The organism is Brasilonema bromeliae SPC951, assembly GCF_012912135.1.
Taxonomy (GTDB): Bacteria; Cyanobacteriota; Cyanobacteriia; order Cyanobacteriales; family Nostocaceae; genus Brasilonema; species Brasilonema bromeliae.
In genome coordinates this window covers 1-16,846 of sequence record NZ_QMEB01000004.1, presented here as the reverse complement: position 1 = coordinate 16,846, position 16,846 = coordinate 1, and the positions used below count along the sequence as shown (strand labels likewise).

Sequence of the window (16,846 nt, the reverse complement as noted above, 5' to 3'; positions counted from 1 at the left end):
GCTACCCAGAACTCAGGTGAACCCTTACCGGAACCCATCCGGGTTTCTGCTGGACGCATTGTCACTGGTTTATCAGGAAAAATCCGAATCCAGATTTTACCACCCCGGCGGATGTAACGAGTCATTGCTCGACGAGAAGCCTCAATTTGACGAGAGGTGATCCAGCAGGGTTCTAAAGCTTGCAAAGCAAAATCCCCAAAGTTCAGGTCGCTACCCCGATGGGCTAGACCATTCATCCGTCCGCGCTGTTGTTTGCGGAATTTCGTTCTTCTTGGACTTAGCATGATGTGTCAAAAGTTAAAAGTCAAAAGTGAAGGTAACAAGTCAAAAGCTAATGACTAATAACTATCCTTCATTTGAGCGGTCTTCAAATTGCTGGCGACGGCGTTGTTGACGGCGAGATGGGGGGCGATCGCGGTCACGATCACGGTCGCGATCGCCGCGATTTGTTGCTGGGGGAGGAGTTTGTTCCTGTCCTGGAATAATTTCTCCTTTAAACACCCACACTTTAATCCCGAGAATTCCGTAAACAGTTTTTGCTGTACAGTATGCGTAATCAATGTCAGCCCGTAAGGTGTGTAAAGGAACACTACCTTCACGACTCGACTCTGTCCGGGCAATTTCTGCGCCGTTGAGCCGTCCACTGACTTGAATTTTGATTCCTTGTACGCCAGCGCGTTGGGCACGTTGAATGGCTTGGCGTACTACCCGCCGGAAGGAAACGCGGCGTTCCAGTTGTTGAGCGATGTATTCAGAAATGAGGTAAGCATCAGCATCAACTCGTTGGACTTCAACAACGTTAATGCGAATTTGGCGATTGCTTCCCAACAATTGCTGGAGACCAGTGCGTAGAGATTCAATACCTTGTCCGCCTCGACCTACGACAACGCCGGGTCGAGCTGTACGTACTTCTAAATCAATTTGATCTGCTTTACGATCAATCCGCACCTCAGAAATTCCAGCGTTGTTTTGTGCGTATCTACCCAGTTTTTGTTCTATATACTGACGAAGTTTGTGGTCTTCTTGTAAAAGTTCTGGATAGCGGCTAGGATCAGCAAACCATCGGGATTGATGCTCTTGGGTGACTCCCAAGCGAAAACCTACTGGATGTATCTTCTGTCCCACAAATGCTTCCTCTAAACAAAAATTCTTCTCGTGTACCTGTACGCTATTTTTTCTTTATTTAGCTGCGGCGGGTTCAGCAGCGACAGCTACAGTAATATGACACGTCGGCTTGCGAATTTGGTAAGCACGACCTTGCGCCCTTGGTTGGAACCGTTTGAGCACCGGACCTTGATCAGCGTAAGCTTGAGTAATCACAAGCTCTGTTCTGTCTAGCCCAGCGTTGTGTTCAGCATTGGCTGCGGCGCTTCTGAGAACCTTCAATACTGGCTCGCAGGAGCGATAGGGCATGAATTCTAGGAGAATGAGCGCTTCTCTGTATGACCGCCCTCTTATTTGGTCAAGTACGCGACGCACTTTATAGGGTGACATACGTACATAACGGGCTATCGCTTTTACTTCAGTCGTGTCTGTTGCCATAGTTTTCTCCGTCTTAGTCATTAGTGATTAGTCATTAGTCATTAGTCATCTACTAAGCCACTAGTGAACGGCACATGCTTCAAGTCGGGGAACCCGCCCAACGCAGTGCCTCCTAATAACTGATAACTATCTACCTGCTTTTTTGTCACTTCTGGCGTGACCCTTATAAGTGCGCGTGGGTGCGAACTCACCCAGTTTATGTCCTACCATCTGGTCACTGATGAAAATGGGAACGTGTTGGCGTCCGTTATGAACTGCGATGGTATGACCTACCATGAGGGGCAAAATTGTCGAAGCCCGTGACCAAGTTTTAATAACTTCCTTTTTATTGGCGTCATTGAGCCTTTCAATTTTTGTTAGGAGATGATCCGCAACAAAAGGACCTTTTTTAAGAGAGCGACCCATAACTAGTTAGCTTTGAGTAAAGAAGTGTTAAGGAATGAGTTTTCGTTCTAAGTGTGGAGTGCTGAGTCAAAGAGTTCTATTGACTCAACACTCGGTACTGATTAAGATTCACGACCGCCACGACCGCGCTTAGAAGATTTGCGGCGACGGCGCACAATAAACTTGCTACTGGCTTTCTTGGGTTTGCGTGTCTTCAAACCTAAAGCAGGTTTACCCCAAGGTGTGACAGGTCCTGGTCTGCCGATAGGTGCCCTACCTTCACCACCACCGTGTGGGTGGTCAACTGGGTTCATCACACTACCTCTGACTTGAGGACGGCGACCTTTCCAGCGAGTTCTACCAGCTTTACCTGCGCTCAGGTTTCTGGCATCAAGATTACCGACTTGTCCGATGGTGGCATAGCACTCACGACGGATCATCCGGACTTCTCCAGAAGGCAACTTGAGTGTTACGTAACTACCTTCTTTTGCCACAACTTGAGCAGTCGCACCAGCTGAGCGAACGATTTGACCGCCTTTACCCGGTTTCAATTCCACGTTGTGAACGCTGGTTCCCAAGGGAATGTTAGATAGAGGTAAAGCATTGCCATTTTCGATCGGAGAATTTGGGCCGGCAATAACTGTTGTCCCTACTTTTAAACCGTTGGATTGAAGAATGTAACGCTTTTCACCGTCTTCGTATTGCACAAGGGCAATCCGCGCGTTGCGGTTAGGGTCGTATTCAATAGCTGTCACAATGGCCGGAATCTCACGCTTATCTCTTTTGAAGTCGATAATGCGATACAGACGTTTGTGTCCACCACCTCTATGGCGAACAGTAATCCGTCCTTGATTATTTCTACCTTTGGCGCGATGCTTCGATACGGTAAGCGATTTTTCTGGCTCGGTTTTGGTAATTTCCGAGAAGTCAGAAATCGTAACTTGGCGAGTACTGGGGGTGTAAGGGCGATAAGAACGAGTACCCATTTTTTTAAACCTCTGGGAATAGAACTTGTCTAATCTTATCTACATCCCCAGACGCCACTGTAACAATGGCTTTCTTATATTGGGGCTTGTAACCAAGAAATTTTCCAACACGCTTTTTTTTGCGTGGTGGTCTTGTGGTGTTGACTTTTTCAACTTTTACTTCAAATAAATCTTCTATCGCCGCTCTAATTTGTGGCTTTGTTGCCTTTGGAGTCACTTCAAAAGTGTATTTGTTTTGCTCCATGAGTACGGTCGCTTTTTCAGTTAGTATTGGGCGACGCACAAGGTCAGGAAGGTTCCGGGGGTCAAATCTAGTCACTGTAGACCTCCTGAATTTTTTCTAGGGCTGATGCTGTAACTACAATCTTGTCGGCGTGCAGCAAATCGTAAACATTTAACTGGTCAGATCCAAGCAGTTTTAGATTTGCGACGTTACGAGCTGATAAAAAGACGTTGTCTGTACGTTCGGACAAGATTAATAAGGTTTTGTTTTCTGGTTCTGAACCCCAACGGGCGATCGCTCCCACTAATTCCTTAGTCTTGGGACGCTGGATTTGCTCGCTAAATTCTTCCACCACAATCAAATCGTCAATTCGACTGGCAAAAGCTGTTCGCAAAGCTAAACGCCGCTCTTTGCGGTTCATCTTGAGGTTATACTCTCGCGGTTTTGGTCCAAATATGACACCACCACCACGCCACAAAGGTGAACGAATAGAACCAGCACGCGCACGACCAGTCCCTTTTTGTCGCCAAGGTTTGCGACCGCCACCTCTGACTTCAGAACGGGTTTTGGTACTAGCTGTTCCTTGACGAGCATTGGTCATTTGTCTTACCAAAGCTCGATGCACGACATGAGATGCCGTTTCTTCTTTGGCAACCTTGAAGTCGAACGTTTTTTGCCCGACTTGTTCTCCTTGCCAATTTTTGACTACACACTCAAACATTTTTAATCCTTAGTCATTAGTCATTAGTTATTAGTCATTAGTCCAGAGTTAAATGACTAATGAGTTACGACTTTTTACCAACTACAATTGCCGGGACAATATCTACTAAATTACCTGGCTTACCAGGAACACTTCCCTTGATAAGTATTAAGTTGCGCTCTGGGTCTACTCGTACCACAGTTAGTTGGCGGATTGTGACGCGGCTACCACCCAAACGTCCTGCCATCCGCTTACCTGGATAAACACGACCGGGAGTTGTACCAGCACCAATTGAACCTGGTGCTCTATGGTTTTTTGAACCGTGCGACATCGGTCCTCGACCGAAGTTGTTACGTTTTTGGTTACCTGCAAAACCGCGACCAATACTTGTGCCGATCACGTCTACGGTTTGACCTGGACTAAAAATATCAGCTTTAATTTGTTGACCTAGGGTATATTCGCTTTCGTTATCTATGCGATACTCCTGCAAGTGACGCAATGCTGGGGCTGATGATTTGGCAAGATGTCCCAACAATGGTTTGTTCAGCGCCTTTGGCTTAACCTCGCCATAACCTACTTGGATGGCGGAGTAACCGTCGGTCTGTTTTGTTTTTACCTGGGTAATGGTGCATGGTCCCGCCTGAATGACGGTCACAGGAATCGCGACTCCTGCCTCGTCAAAGACTTGGGTCATACCCAGTTTGGTGCCGATAATACCTACAGACACAGTTACTGGATCTCCTTACTTATTTTCTTTTTGTTGCCATCAGATTTTTAAGGACAGAGCTTGTGAACGCCCTTCAGGACGACTTCCCATTTTTTGGACAGACCTATTGATGTCGAACTGCTTAGGTACTCACAGTTACAACTTCTTTGGGTCTTCACCAAGAGTCCATAGTATTTGATGAACTTGTTTACCTTGTATTCGTCACCAGAACAGCCAAAAGATCTTCCTTTTTCTCAGGAATAACTCTTGAACTTTGTGCAAGGCTTATGTTGCTTTGCGCTTTGTGCGGCAATGCCTTTATCAACAGCCATTGCTCTGGCACGTTCTTTGTTGTAGTAGGACTTAGGCAGCGACCTGCCCAGTATCCGTTGGCTGAGATTTATACAATGCTACAAACCAACATGACTGCTCGGCTCCTACTTCATTAACAACCTTAAACAGTCATTTGAACTATTCAAGATTTTACCTCATTATTTTGAGGTTCAGGAGTGAATGCAGTTTATTCTTAAGGTTGGCATTGATTTTTTACCAACCACTCCTAATTTGTCTTTGCAGTTTATCTAGTCTACCAGTCTTTCATCAATTTTTACTAGTTTATCCCAGACGGGATTTAGTCATCAATTTTTGATGCTAATACTAGTGACAATTAGCAGTCAGACAGTAACTTATTTTAATGGATGGTCACAATCTAATAATATAGCTTATCTATATTATATTTGTCTACTAATTTGTTGAGTGTTCAGCAATTCTAAATTTGGGGATTACGACGCTTCTGGGTTAGTAACGAATGGACAAGTTATCGTTACTACAAGAACTTTATTTGTAACGTCGCTGCTGCAAAAGTATTTAAATTATTCTTGTGAAGAAGATTTCCTTTAACCCTTGCACCACACCAGTAGCAAACTTGGAGTGATGCCAAGCTCGATAGAAATCGGGGTAAGGCATATTCTGGGCGCATTCCCAAAAGACACCGTAGCAATTATAACCACTTAAAGTTTTGACTACCGCAAAGCGATGCTTATTATCCTGTAGAATTTTTATTAAGCTATTTGCTACCTGGATACGGGTGTAGTTGTAGTCATCCATATTAGTATTACTTGATTGCAGCAGTTGCACCAAGGCAGCGATCGCATTTTCATTGCCTGTACCAATTTCCCCTAAACTTTCTGCTGCTTGTCTAAGAAGACCCTCACCCACATTAGTTGATAGCAGCAGTTGAGTTGATAGCAGCACTTGCACCAAGGCAGTGATCGCAATTACATTTCCTGTGCCGATTTTCCCTAAGCTTTGCACTGCCAACATACGGGCAAAATGATCAACATTAGTTGATAGCAGCAATTGCACCAAGGCTACGATTGCATTTTCATTGCCTGTGCCGATTTTCTTTAAGCTTTCTGCTGCCTCACCACGGGTGTCCTGAGACAGATTAGTTGATTGCAGCAGTTGTACCAAAGCGGCGATCGCATTTTCATTGCCTGTGCCGATTATCCCTAAGCTATATGCTGCTAATTCACAGGTGTAGTCATCCACATCAGTTGATTGTACCTGTTGCACTAAAGCGGCAATCGCAATTTCATTGCCAGGGTCAATTTTCCCTAAGCTGTATGCTGCCAGCCTACGGGTGAAATCATCCAGATCATTTGATTGCAGGAGTTGTACCAGGGCTGTTATCACATTTTCATTGCCAGGGTCGATTTTTCTTAAACTTTCTGCTATCTCCGTATAAGTCCAGGCCTTCACATCATTTGATACCAGCAGTTGCACTAAGGCAGCAATCGCAATCTCATTGCCAGGGTCAATTTCCCCTAAGCTTTCTGCTGCCAGCCTACGGGCGTGGTCACCCACATTAGTTGATTGCAGCAGTTTTACCAAAGCGGCGATCGCAATTTCATTGCCAGGGTCGATTTTCCCTAAGCTAGATGCTGCTAATTCACAAGTGTAGTCATCCACATCAGTTGATTGCAGCTGTTGCACTAAGGCGGCGATCGCAACTTTATTGCCTGTGCCGATTTTACCTAAGCTTTCTGCTGCCAGCCTACGGGTGTGGTCAGCCACATTAGTTGATTGCAGCAGTTTTACCAAAGCGGCGATCGCATTTTCATTGCCTGTGCCGATTTTCCCTAAGCTTTTTGCTGCCCAGTTACGAGTGTTCTCATCCACACCATTTGATTGCAAGAGTTGCACTAAGGCTACGATAACATTTTCATTGGCTGTGACGATTTTCTCTAAGCTTTCTGCTGCCTGCCAACGGGTGAAGTTGTACCATTTCAAATTAGGTGATTGCAGCAGTTGCAGCAAGGCGGTGATCGCAATTTCATTACCTGTACCAATTTGCCCTAAGCTTTCTGCTGCCAGCTTACAAGCTTCATAATCACCTATATCAGATATATTAGTTGATAGCAGCATTTGCACTAAGGCGGAGATCGCGATTTCATTGCCTGTGCCAATTTCCCCTAAGCTTTTTGCTATCTCTGTATAACGTGCGTAGGTGGTATATAAACTATTTAATGGCAGCAGTTGCACCAAGGCAGCGATCGCATTTTCATTGCCAGGAGCGATTTTACCTAAGCTAGATGCTACCTGGATACGAGTGTAGTCATTCAGACGATTTGATTGCAGCAGTTGCACCAAAGCTGCGATCACTTTTGTACGGTCTGTGTGTTGCAGTACTAACTTAGCTTCTTCCCCAATCAAATCGGCCTCACCAAAAACCCACTTGACAATTTGTGCTACTATCCTATCGGCTCTAGAATAACTCCTAAACTCAGCAATTCCTGCGGCAGCTAAAATATAGGCGCGATATTCATAAAATCCTTTATCGTAGTATTTATTCCACTTACCAATTCCGTCTTTAAAGTTGACTAAAGCATTGATAAATTGTTGCTTTTGCTGTTTGAGATTTTCTTCTGGTCGCCCTAACCAAAGTAATATTGTTTGCTTCCATTGCGGTTCAAAAATCCGATAAGTTCCAAGACTTGGATGATAGAGAATGTGGTTGAGAAAGAAATGCCAATCATCAATTGCTTTAGCAGCAAAATACTCTTGAAATGAGGTATGAAAGAAAGCGTAAACAGGTTTTCTATCTGTATCTATCCCTACACAGTTCAACCAACCGAGATTTAGTGCCAATTTCAACAGCGAATTTTCATCATCAGCATCTCCCAAGAAGTCACTAACAAAATCTTGCTGTAAGCGAAAACGGATTGTTTCTTTGTCTATTGCTGCTTTAGCTAATTCCCCTAATTTGACATTGAGTTGCTGACGCTGGTGATCGTTTGTAGCAAATTCGGCTCTTCTCCACTTATAGAAATTATCAACCAATTGCTGATAGAGTCCGGCTTGAGTATCCGGTAATTTGCCATCTCCCGATTGCCAATTCAAGCACAGCAGCGTCAACAGCAGAGGATTTTTCACCAAATCCTGAATTCGCTCTTTACCTGGTTCTTTCAACGCAGTGCATAACTGTTCCCCCGTTTTGGGAATAGCAGCAAACCATTTGTGAATAAATTTCTCTACCTGTTGTGGATAAGAAAAATCTAAAGTGCGAGCTGCTGCTTCAATTTCCACAACTACTTGAGCAATTTCTGGATCTGTGTCCGCTGCTGCTTTCAGTTCCAGTACTCCTTGACCATAATCTAATTGTTGTAATTGTTGCGGTTCATTTCCCTCTACAGATCCGGTAAGCGATACTAACTTATTCTTCTGGCGGAGTTTCTCTACTAACTTGCCACGTAGCACCCACACAGAATCATCAATATTTTCGCCTATTTTCTCAACTGCTTCACTCGGAAGTGTCGAAAGGATGGAAGCGATCGCAGTAACAACAGCTGTCAGTGTCACAGATTCCATAAACACTACAAACAAGTTGATGTAGAAATTATTTCAATTGTCACACATGCTATTAAAGACCAGCAATTGAGTGTTTTTGACTTACGTTTTGACTTAAGTTTGGATAAGTTCTGTATAGTAGTAAAAATGCAAACAGCTAAGAAGATCATCATTATCGGCGGCGGAATTGGCGGTGCTGCAACTGCACTTGCTTTGCATAGGGCTGGTTTGGAACCAGTTGTCTATGAGCGAACAAAGGAATTGCAGGAGGTAGGGGCTGGTATTGCACTTTGGGCAAATGCCACACATATCTTAAGAAATTTAGACTTATTGGAGGACGCGATCCACGTTGGTTATCTCACAACAAATTATCAATTCAATTCTCAAAGCGGTAAGGAATTAGTCAATATAGCCGTTGATGGCTTCGAGTTACCCGTTATTGGTATTCATAGAGCGGAATTACATCAGCTATTGTGGCGTAATGTACAGGAAAAATTTGTTTTAGAGCAAACTTTCAAGCGATTGGAGCAACAAGAAGAAAAGATTCGCGCTCACTTTAGTTCCGGCTTAAGTGTTGAGGGGGATGCTTTGATTGGGGCTGATGGTTTGCGATCGCGAGTACGAGCTGCTCTGTTGGGTGAACAACCACCCATCTATCGTAATTTTAAAACCTGGCGTGGTCTAACAGATTATATTCCTGGAGGATATCGTCCTGGCTACATTCAGGAGTTCTTAGGGCGTGGTAAAAGCTTCGGCTTTATGATGCTGGGTAAGGAACGGATGTATTGGTATGCAGCCGCAAGAGCACCTTTAGCACAGCCAGATGCACCAAGTGGTCACAAAAAAGAACTTGAAACCATGTTTCAAGATTGGTTTGCGTCGGTTCCTGAATTAATTCTAGCAACGGATGAAGCCAATATTCTGACAACAGATTTGTATGATCGCGCTCCGACTCAACCTTGGAGCAAGCAAAATGTTACGCTACTGGGTGATGCCGCACATCCAATGCTACCAACTATGGGACAGGGAGCATGTACAGCATTAGAGGATGCTTTTGTAGTGGCTAAGTGTCTAAGGGAGCAAGCTGATCCAATAACTGCTTTCCAACAGTATGAGTCACAGCGGTTTCCTCGCACAAAGTTAATCGTTGAGCAGTCCTTGCGGGCGGGGAAAATGGGTGAATTGGATAATCCTTTGAGCTTGCTGCTACGAAACACATTTATGAAGCTCATGGGAGTAACTATCAGTAACAGCTTCAAGTCGCTTCATGCTTACAGAGCTTGAGCGAAAACAAATATAAGTTAATTTGTAGAACTTAATCTATATGCTTAACAAACAATAATAATAGAAATATCGAAGTGGGATAGAACAAAAATCAACTTATGGCACTAATTACCACTGGCAACGCTTTAATTCGAGATCTGGAGAAATTTGGCGCTCTTGGTGTTTACGTACCTCTAGAAGGAGGTTTTGAAGGTCGGTACAGACGCCGACTGCGTGCAGCAGGTTATGTCACTCTCGATCTGAGTGCAAAGGGATTAGGCGATATAGCTGCCTATCTCACAACAGTTCATGGTGTTAGACCTCCTCATCTTGGGAAAAAAAGTACTAGCACTGGTGCGGCAGTAGGTTATGTTTACTATGTGCCGCCGATTGTTAGCTCTCAACTCGAACACCTCCCACCCAAATCAAAGGGCTTGGTGTTGTGGATCATCGAAGGGCAAATTCTTTGCGATCAAGAAGTTGAGTTTTTAGCGGCCTTACCCAGCTTGGAACCACGAGTGAAAGTGGTGATTGAGAGGGGTGGCGATCGCGCCTTCCGTTGGACGCCTTTGCAAAAGACGCTTCTAGCTAGTTAAGACAACCAACAGGGGACAGAGAACAAACCATCTCTGTCCCCTGCCAAGTCTTAATCCTGTTGATGAGAAAATACGTAAGCACCCCATAGGGAAAGGGCGATCGCCATCACAAGTAAAATTGGCAAGCAATACCAAGGAAACTGAGACAATGGCAAACAAGCCGCTGCACGTAGTCCAATGCTGGCGTAAGTCAGGGGTAACAAGTAAACTACGAATTTTAAGGCTGTAGGTAATGTACCTGGATCAAAAAACGTTGCTCCTAAGAACGACATGGGGATAATAATAAAGTTGTTGTAAAGTCCGACTGATTCAAGGGATTTTACCGTTAACCCTACAATGACTCCCAAACCAGCAAAAACTGCACAACTCAATACCAATATCAGCAGAAACAATGGATTGAGAAAATTCCAGTTTCGAGTAAACACCAGCGCTACTAAAATAACACCCAGTGAAGTCATCAACCCTCGTGTCACGCCCGCCAGCATTTTTCCTATATGCAGCGCTAGGGGATGCACGGGGACGAGTAACAATTCCTCGAAGTTTTTGGTAAAGAGTCTATCTCCACAGATGGAGAAAGTTGTCCCGACAAAGCTGACTGTCATAGACGACAGTGCTACCATTCCTGGCAAAATAAATTCTAAATAGTTATTATAGTCACCACTGAGTCCTGAACCAGGTTTGATAGAGCTACCCAAACCAAAGCCAAAAGCTAGAATGTATATCAATGGAGAGATTAATCCTGAGGAAATAATTTGTACAAGTTTTGTACGCAACTCTAGCCAATCTCCCCAGAAGATAGTGAGACTATCCCGTATGAGAGTTTGAAATTGTGAGATTTTGAAACTCTTGCCAAAGGACCGCGATTGTAGGTGTACCACTTTATTTGTACTGAATGTATTAATATTTTCTTAAATTTTAAGTTAACATTTCTTGACACCTTTACTACCAAAGGTAGTAAAAAGCCCTCATAGATCGAAATGAAAATCAAAAACAAAAAATACTTCAAATTAAACCTGCATGTTTAGCGGATTTGCTGAATTTGTTGGATGGTAGGAACTTCAAAGAAAAAGTTTCAGACAATGAGACTCAAGAATCGGCATACTGAAATAAGGGGAGCTATTGAATTCACTCCCTACTGTCCAAAGCGTAAAGTTGACTAAGCGACAATGAGACGAAAATCTACTGGTAGAACAGTTACGACTCCTAAACCTTCTATCTTCCAATCCCCGATGTTTAATTTCACCACGATGGCTATTTTGGGAGGGGTGTTTGTTTTAGGTATTGGGATTGGTATTGCTTTTAGCTCCACGGCTACGTTTAGTACGTCAAACGTAGCTAGCCGAGAATTTATTGATACCAAAGCACCGAATGCTGATATTTGTGTGCAGTATGGAGCCAGCGCTATGGTGATGGATACCAGACTGTTTGTGACTCTCAACCCTTTTAAAGTCTACATTGCTCAGCCCAGTATGCGTCCTGGATGTGTTCTGCGTTCGAGTAACATGACAATTTTAGAACAAAAGAAGCTGGTGACATCACAGCAGCTCAGAGAATGCAAAAATCGTTTGAACAACTTTGCCTACGCGGGTGACTTGAACGGTGACAAACCTGACATTAGCTGCACTTACGAGAACGATGATGCGAAAAACTTCTTCATTAACCAACCAGGAGCAACAGCCCCAGGAATCGAAACAGAAAGATTCTAGAAAAGAACGAAGACAAGAAAAGGAAGAAAAAAGAATTACTTTGTTCTTTCTTTTCTCGTTCTTCTTTACTTTTGTGTGCTCTTTATCTTGAAGAGTTGGGAAACGGTTCACCAAACTCAATTACTTTAGAGTTGGGAGAACTGCGTGAACCAGTGGGGAGATTTGGGATTGGAAAATTCGACGTACCCAAAGAAGGAGCGCTGTTGTTCGTATAACTGCCTTGATATGGCAAAGAGGGTGGGCTAAAACTAGAACCAGGGAGTTGAGAGGAGTTGTTCGGGGTCAGAGGCGGTACTTGGACAGATGGTGCGCTTGAAAAGTTATTTGTAGGTAGAGTTGTTAATGGTGGCGGTACACTGAAATCAGGTACTTGTTGTTGATTATAGGTAGTTGATGGTGGGTTGCCAGGAAGTTGTGGGAGATTGTTATACGTTGCAGGTGGTAAGTTGCTTGGTGGTTGTGGAGGATTATAGACACCCACTGGTGAGTTACTAAATGGCTGTGGGGGATTATTGTATACGCTAGGTGGTAAGTTGCCTGGTAGTTGTGGGGGATTATTGTATATGCTAGGTGGTAAGTTGCCTGGCGGTTGTGGGGGATTATTGTATATGCTAGGTGGTAGGTTGCCTGGCGATTGTGGGGGATTATAGATATCAGGTGTGTTGCTTGGTAGCGGTGGGGAAATAGTTGTAGATGAAAAATTCCCAGGTAAAGAGGTACCGTTACTGACAACCAAAGGACGTAATACCCAACGGGTGGGATTTTCTCTAGAAACGGGTTGCAGTTGCACTCTTGTTGGAGCGATGAGGATTCCTGGTGCTAAATCCATAACAATACGAGTGACATCTGCGTTGAGTTGGGAAACGCGAATGCTTCGGATGGCTCCATAGAAATTTTGTTTGGTAGGAATTTTGCCTAATTTAGTACCAGGCAAATCTATAACAATGCGTGGCGGTTGGGCGAGGTAAAAGTATCGAGGTTGTGCAGCTGCTGAGAGGGAAATTTCTAGTTGTGACGCCTCTGGGTAAAAGCGCCAATCCTCAAGCCTTGCTAATGGCGCTACGCTACTACTATTGCCCACATCAAAACCATAGACGCTAAGGGGCTTGCTGTAAAGCACACCTGTACACAAGGCAAACAAGCTAACGCGAAACAGATACTTGCAGAACCGGAAAAATTGTTTATTCTTTAATTCCTTGTTCATACTCCTCACGACTCCACATAATTTATCCACAATTGTCCATGACAACTGTTTTTTTTATAGCAGGGAACAGGGAACAGGGAACAGGGAACAGGGAACAGGGAACTCTTAATAGGCGTGTGATTGTCTCGTGCTGTCCGTATTTTCTCATTAGTTCACGTCCTAATCTACCTGGCAACTGCTATACTACCCGCTTCTACCAAAGGTGTCAGACAATTTTGGATCTTAACTTATGGATTTTGGATTGACCCCACGGATCAAGCCGAGGGCTTGGAAATTTTGGATTTTGGATTAAAGAATTGATTCCACGGATCAATCTGGCAGCTTGTACCATCAAGGAATCATTGGTCAAATGGTAGCACGCTCAAACATGGGGTTAGGAGCTGTTCAATGATTCTTTGGCTGCTCAGATTGTTCGTTAGTTTTTTGTGGTGTTGCTGTCAATCCAATAGTTTTGGAACTATCGCTCACACTTATTTTGCCTATTAAATCTCCTTTCTCAGCTAATTTGATTTGTATTTTAACTGGGATAATGTTTGCTTGTGTTTGAGAATTTGGAGTATTACATAGGATGTGCCTCGTAACTTCTCCCGATAAACTCAACTGTTGATTCTGAAGTTTCCCCGCCAGAGAATGTTTTTCAGATAGTGCTGAAGTTTTAGTGGAGTTAGCTGGCAGTAAAAAACCATTCAAGTAAATTCCTGATTGCTGAAGATTTAAGAGTAGAAAATCTGATTTTTCGCAGACAGGCAACTTTTCACTCAACACGAGGCGATAGTTGCTGTTAATTGCTGGCGGCGCTTTGATGCTGTTTTCTCCATAAGCCGTTACAACTTTAAACAAAAGCAGTACTGAACTTATTGCCACACCATAGAAAGTGAGAGATTTGAAGTTGAAATGACTCATGGTTATAAAGATAAGGGGTGATAGGGAACAGAGGAGAATGATGAATACCGAATGATGTCAGAATAAACTTTATATTTTTCCAATTAATCATTCAGCATTCTTCACTATTCATCTAACGTTTTACCTCTAATTTCTCGTTAACGAGAACAGAAGTAATATGAGAGCTAATTTGACTGTGGCGACGAGTAATCAGCAGTGAGGAGCGACACTCAATAGCTAGTTGATCTGTGTATCTTCCCAAGGTTTGACGTTCGATACCCCAAGCGCGGCTTGTACCAGCAATAGTCAGATCAACAGTTTCAGAGGCTGCGACTACAGCTTGAATTGGCTCTATGGCTTCGACTATTTTGATATCAATGCGATCGCGCACACTTTGAGGCAATTGCTCCATTACAGTGTCAAGCTCGTAACTGTGTTCATTTTTGACTTGATTCTCTGCCACAACCTGTAAAACCAGTAATCGGCAAGTATCACGATTTATTAGCAATCTCAAAGCAAGTATCAATGCTAAATCGTCATGAATGTTTGCGGAATAAGGAACCAACAACCTTTCTAAACGCTCTTGTCCTCGATCTATAAACACCGCCACATCCACTGGTGCATTGGTGAGAATTTGACCCACTCGTCCACCTAAGCGATTCTTACTAAAAGCTGGACGATGCCATCCTACTAAAACTAAGTTCGCTTGTTCAAGTAAGGCAATCCGTGCTGTTTCTCGTGCAACATTGCTCGATGTGCAAACAATAGGATGCATATACGAGCGTGCTTCTAATGGTTCTAGACGTGAAATCAATTCTTCTAGCTGTTGGCGACGCTGTGCAATGACTTTATTTGCTTCTTGTGGGGTATTTTCAAAAGCATAATCTTCTTGGAATTCAATCAAACTGAGTGGGTAAACAACGGCGGGTTGTTGATAGTTGATAGCGATCGCAGCAGCCAACTGCACCAAACCTTTTTGGCTATTGGGATTTGCGACTGGAACCAAAATTCGGTAAGGACGATTGTAAAAATCTTCACCATCAGGGGTGTCTGCTTTTATTTCTTCTGGTTCTTGGTCAACCACATCCAACTTGATGAGCTTTTTCGGATAAGTTCGCTCTAACAGTGGCGAAGTCATAAATGTTGTGACTAATGCCATAATCACCAGCATGGTAAATAGTAGCGGCGAAATGACTCCAAGACTCAGACCAATATTCAGCACAATCAGCTCAGTTAAGCCGCGAGTATTCATCAACCAACCTAGTGCTGAGGCTTCTCGCTTCTCTATACCACTGATACGTGCTGCTACATAAGTGCCAACGTATTTACCTATGATTGCCACTGCGAGCACAGCTAAGCACAGTGCCCATAATTCAGGCTTATTCAGCAAACCAATTTCCGTCCGCAAACCACTATAAGCAAAGAACACTGGTAGCAGAAATATCAGCACAAAATCTTCTGTTTTTATTGCTATTTCCCGCACTAAACCTGCATTCTTTGGCATGGCTGCCCCTAGTAAAAACGCTCCAAATATAAGGTGAATGCCAATCAGTTCGGTAATCAGAGCAGAAGCAACCACTGCCATGTAAATCAAAGCTAGAACCAATTGGCTGAGGCGTCCAGTGCGACGGTAGTAGGTCGCAAGGCGTTTCAAGAAAGTTCGCCCTACTGTCATCATCAAGCCAATGTATACTAAGCTGGCGATAATGGTAGGAAAAGCACCAATAATACTACCTGTACGTGCTACTGCGATCGCCACTGCCAACAAGCACCAAGCAGTGACATCATCTACTGCAGCACAAGTCAACGCCAAAGTTCCCAAGCGTGTTCTTTGCAAGTTGTTCTCAGTAATAATACGTGCCAAGACCGGAAAAGCAGTAATCGACATTGCTGCTCCGAGAAACAGCGCAAAGGCGGTAAACGACACACTAGCATTGGAAACTAGAGGATATAGCAGTACTGCGAGCAGCGTTCCTAACGAAAACGGTACTAGAATACTGACGTGAGATGTTAATACTGCTATTTCTAAATTGCCGCTGATGTATTTGGGGTTTAATTCTAACCCAATCAAAAACATGAAGAAAATTAACCCTACCTGAGACAACACATTCAGGAAGGGAATTGTTTCGGGTGGAAACAAGGTAGATGCTAATCCTGGAGCAACCAAACCAAAAAGAGATGGTCCGAGCATAATCCCAGCAACAATCTCTCCAATGACTAATGGTTGGTTAATCCACCGGAAGGCGAGTCCTACTAGCCGTGACAGTCCGATAACAATTAGCACTTCAACGAGAACGAGAACAACTGTCTGCATGTTTTCCTCACAAGGGACTATCCAGTGTTCTAAAGATGATTCTTTATAACCCTTTAATATATCTAGTCAACGTTATCTAGTTTACTTATAGTAAATCGTGGTGTTAATTGTTGTTAACAAGCGCTGTTGTACGTTGGAAAGCTCGTTACGGATTAATATTGCATCACCTATTTCCACCAGATGTCTAATTGACCAACTAACAAAGTGGCATAGGCTTTGCGTAAGTATCAAATATGAGCATGAAGGTTGACAAAGGATAGGGCTACAAAACTTTAGATAAGGTCAAAAGGAAAGAAAACTGTGGGATTGGGCGAACGCGTGAATCGAGTTATAAAAGCAAACTTGAATAATATTGCAGGTAATTTCAACCAAACAGAAGGAGTCATGTTTCTTGCTGGAGGAAGTGTAGCGGGTGCGGGAATTTCTGCTACGGTTGGCAATATGGGTTTAGCTGGTATGGGCACAGCAGTGGGAATTTATACGCCTCATTT

16 protein-coding genes and 1 pseudogene are annotated in these 16,846 nt (G+C 43.7%); 4 read left to right on the top strand and 13 right to left on the bottom strand.

The genetic code is table 11. The features are described 5' to 3' along the window. The 9 genes from rplP to DP116_RS00960 all read right to left on the bottom strand — a co-directional run. Positions 1-284: 50S ribosomal protein L16 (gene rplP, locus DP116_RS01000; protein ID WP_246275429.1), on the bottom strand; the 284-nt coding region annotated here is incomplete at its 3' end. 61 nt (positions 285-345) lie between these two features. Then, the gene (gene rpsC, locus DP116_RS00995) at positions 346-1,125 is read right to left on the bottom strand and encodes a 30S ribosomal protein S3 (protein WP_169153389.1); all 780 of its coding nucleotides are present in this window, start codon (positions 1,123-1,125) and stop codon (positions 346-348) included. Positions 1,126-1,179: 54 nt separating this feature from the next. Further along, positions 1,180-1,542 carry a 50S ribosomal protein L22 gene (gene rplV, locus DP116_RS00990; RefSeq protein ID WP_169153435.1) on the bottom strand — a complete coding sequence of 121 codons (363 nt, stop codon included), beginning with the start codon at positions 1,540-1,542 and terminating at the stop codon, positions 1,180-1,182. A gap of 126 nt (positions 1,543-1,668) precedes the next feature. Next, positions 1,669-1,947, bottom strand: coding sequence for a 30S ribosomal protein S19 (gene rpsS, locus DP116_RS00985; protein ID WP_169153388.1), 279 nt, complete (start codon positions 1,945-1,947; stop codon positions 1,669-1,671). Positions 1,948-2,048: 101 nt separating this feature from the next. Next, complete coding sequence (rplB, locus tag DP116_RS00980) at positions 2,049-2,912, bottom strand: 50S ribosomal protein L2 (protein ID WP_169153387.1); 864 nt, start codon at positions 2,910-2,912, stop codon at positions 2,049-2,051. 4 nt (positions 2,913-2,916) lie between these two features. Beyond that, the gene (locus tag DP116_RS00975) at positions 2,917-3,231 is read right to left on the bottom strand and encodes a 50S ribosomal protein L23 (RefSeq protein ID WP_169153386.1); all 315 of its coding nucleotides are present in this window, start codon (positions 3,229-3,231) and stop codon (positions 2,917-2,919) included. Continuing rightward, positions 3,224-3,856: a 50S ribosomal protein L4 gene (gene rplD, locus DP116_RS00970; protein ID WP_169153385.1), complete on the bottom strand. Its 633-nt coding sequence runs from the start codon at positions 3,854-3,856 to the stop codon at positions 3,224-3,226. Before rplD ends, DP116_RS00975 begins: the two co-directional genes overlap by 8 nt. A gap of 64 nt (positions 3,857-3,920) precedes the next feature. Further along, the gene (rplC, locus tag DP116_RS00965) at positions 3,921-4,562 is read right to left on the bottom strand and encodes a 50S ribosomal protein L3 (RefSeq protein ID WP_169153384.1); all 642 of its coding nucleotides are present in this window, start codon (positions 4,560-4,562) and stop codon (positions 3,921-3,923) included. Positions 4,563-5,408: 846 nt separating this feature from the next. Beyond that, a complete protein-coding gene (locus tag DP116_RS00960) occupies positions 5,409-8,411 on the bottom strand; it encodes a HEAT repeat domain-containing protein (RefSeq protein WP_169153383.1) in 3,003 nt (1,000 codons plus the stop codon). A 126-nt stretch (positions 8,412-8,537) separates the two neighbouring features. Between DP116_RS00960 and DP116_RS00955 the strand changes: the two genes are divergently transcribed. Together DP116_RS00955 and DP116_RS00950 are read left to right on the top strand one after the other, a co-directional pair. Next, positions 8,538-9,674: an FAD-dependent monooxygenase gene (locus tag DP116_RS00955; protein WP_169153382.1), complete on the top strand. Its 1,137-nt coding sequence runs from the start codon at positions 8,538-8,540 to the stop codon at positions 9,672-9,674. Between the two features lie 98 nt (positions 9,675-9,772). Continuing rightward, positions 9,773-10,249 carry an NAD(P)H-quinone oxidoreductase subunit N gene (locus DP116_RS00950; RefSeq protein ID WP_169153381.1) on the top strand — a complete coding sequence of 159 codons (477 nt, stop codon included), beginning with the start codon at positions 9,773-9,775 and terminating at the stop codon, positions 10,247-10,249. 50 nt (positions 10,250-10,299) lie between these two features. Here the strand turns inward: DP116_RS00950 and DP116_RS00945 are convergent, their stop codons facing one another. Further along, positions 10,300-11,127, bottom strand: a complete 828-nt coding sequence (locus DP116_RS00945; RefSeq protein WP_169153380.1) for an ABC transporter permease — start codon at positions 11,125-11,127, stop codon at positions 10,300-10,302. Between the two features lie 288 nt (positions 11,128-11,415). On the opposite strand from DP116_RS00945, the gene DP116_RS00940 reads away from it, so the two are divergent. Then, a complete protein-coding gene (locus tag DP116_RS00940) occupies positions 11,416-11,955 on the top strand; it encodes a DUF3172 domain-containing protein (RefSeq protein ID WP_169153379.1) in 540 nt (179 codons plus the stop codon). 82 nt (positions 11,956-12,037) lie between these two features. Here DP116_RS00940 and DP116_RS00935 read toward each other — a convergent pair whose 3' ends face one another. The 3 genes from DP116_RS00935 to DP116_RS00925 form a co-directional block, all read right to left on the bottom strand. After that, complete coding sequence (locus tag DP116_RS00935; protein ID WP_169153378.1) at positions 12,038-13,159, bottom strand: AMIN domain-containing protein; 1,122 nt, start codon at positions 13,157-13,159, stop codon at positions 12,038-12,040. A gap of 384 nt (positions 13,160-13,543) precedes the next feature. Beyond that, the gene (locus DP116_RS00930) at positions 13,544-14,062 is read right to left on the bottom strand and encodes a hypothetical protein (RefSeq protein WP_169153377.1); all 519 of its coding nucleotides are present in this window, start codon (positions 14,060-14,062) and stop codon (positions 13,544-13,546) included. Positions 14,063-14,174: 112 nt separating this feature from the next. Beyond that, positions 14,175-16,355, bottom strand: coding sequence for a cation:proton antiporter (locus DP116_RS00925; protein WP_169153376.1), 2,181 nt, complete (start codon positions 16,353-16,355; stop codon positions 14,175-14,177). 300 nt (positions 16,356-16,655) lie between these two features. Here DP116_RS00925 and DP116_RS00920 point away from each other — a divergent pair. Continuing rightward, positions 16,656-16,846 (top strand): annotated as a pseudogene (locus DP116_RS00920) (hypothetical protein); the annotation flags it as partial.

Coding starts and splice junctions, on each gene's coding strand:
- rpsS (WP_169153388.1), bottom strand. CDS start 1,947: ATGGGTCGCTCTCTTAAAAAAGGTCCTTTTGTTGCGGATCATCTCCTA.
- rplB (WP_169153387.1), bottom strand. CDS start 2,912: ATGGGTACTCGTTCTTATCGCCCTTACACCCCCAGTACTCGCCAAGTT.
- DP116_RS00930 (WP_169153377.1), bottom strand. CDS start 14,062: ATGAGTCATTTCAACTTCAAATCTCTCACTTTCTATGGTGTGGCAATA.
- rplV (WP_169153435.1), bottom strand. CDS start 1,542: ATGGCAACAGACACGACTGAAGTAAAAGCGATAGCCCGTTATGTACGT.
- DP116_RS00960 (WP_169153383.1), bottom strand. CDS start 8,411: ATGGAATCTGTGACACTGACAGCTGTTGTTACTGCGATCGCTTCCATC.
- DP116_RS00940 (WP_169153379.1), top strand. CDS start 11,416: ATGAGACGAAAATCTACTGGTAGAACAGTTACGACTCCTAAACCTTCT.
- DP116_RS00935 (WP_169153378.1), bottom strand. CDS start 13,159: ATGAACAAGGAATTAAAGAATAAACAATTTTTCCGGTTCTGCAAGTAT.
- DP116_RS00955 (WP_169153382.1), top strand. CDS start 8,538: ATGCAAACAGCTAAGAAGATCATCATTATCGGCGGCGGAATTGGCGGT.
- DP116_RS00925 (WP_169153376.1), bottom strand. CDS start 16,355: ATGCAGACAGTTGTTCTCGTTCTCGTTGAAGTGCTAATTGTTATCGGA.
- rplD (WP_169153385.1), bottom strand. CDS start 3,856: ATGTTTGAGTGTGTAGTCAAAAATTGGCAAGGAGAACAAGTCGGGCAA.
- DP116_RS00950 (WP_169153381.1), top strand. CDS start 9,773: ATGGCACTAATTACCACTGGCAACGCTTTAATTCGAGATCTGGAGAAA.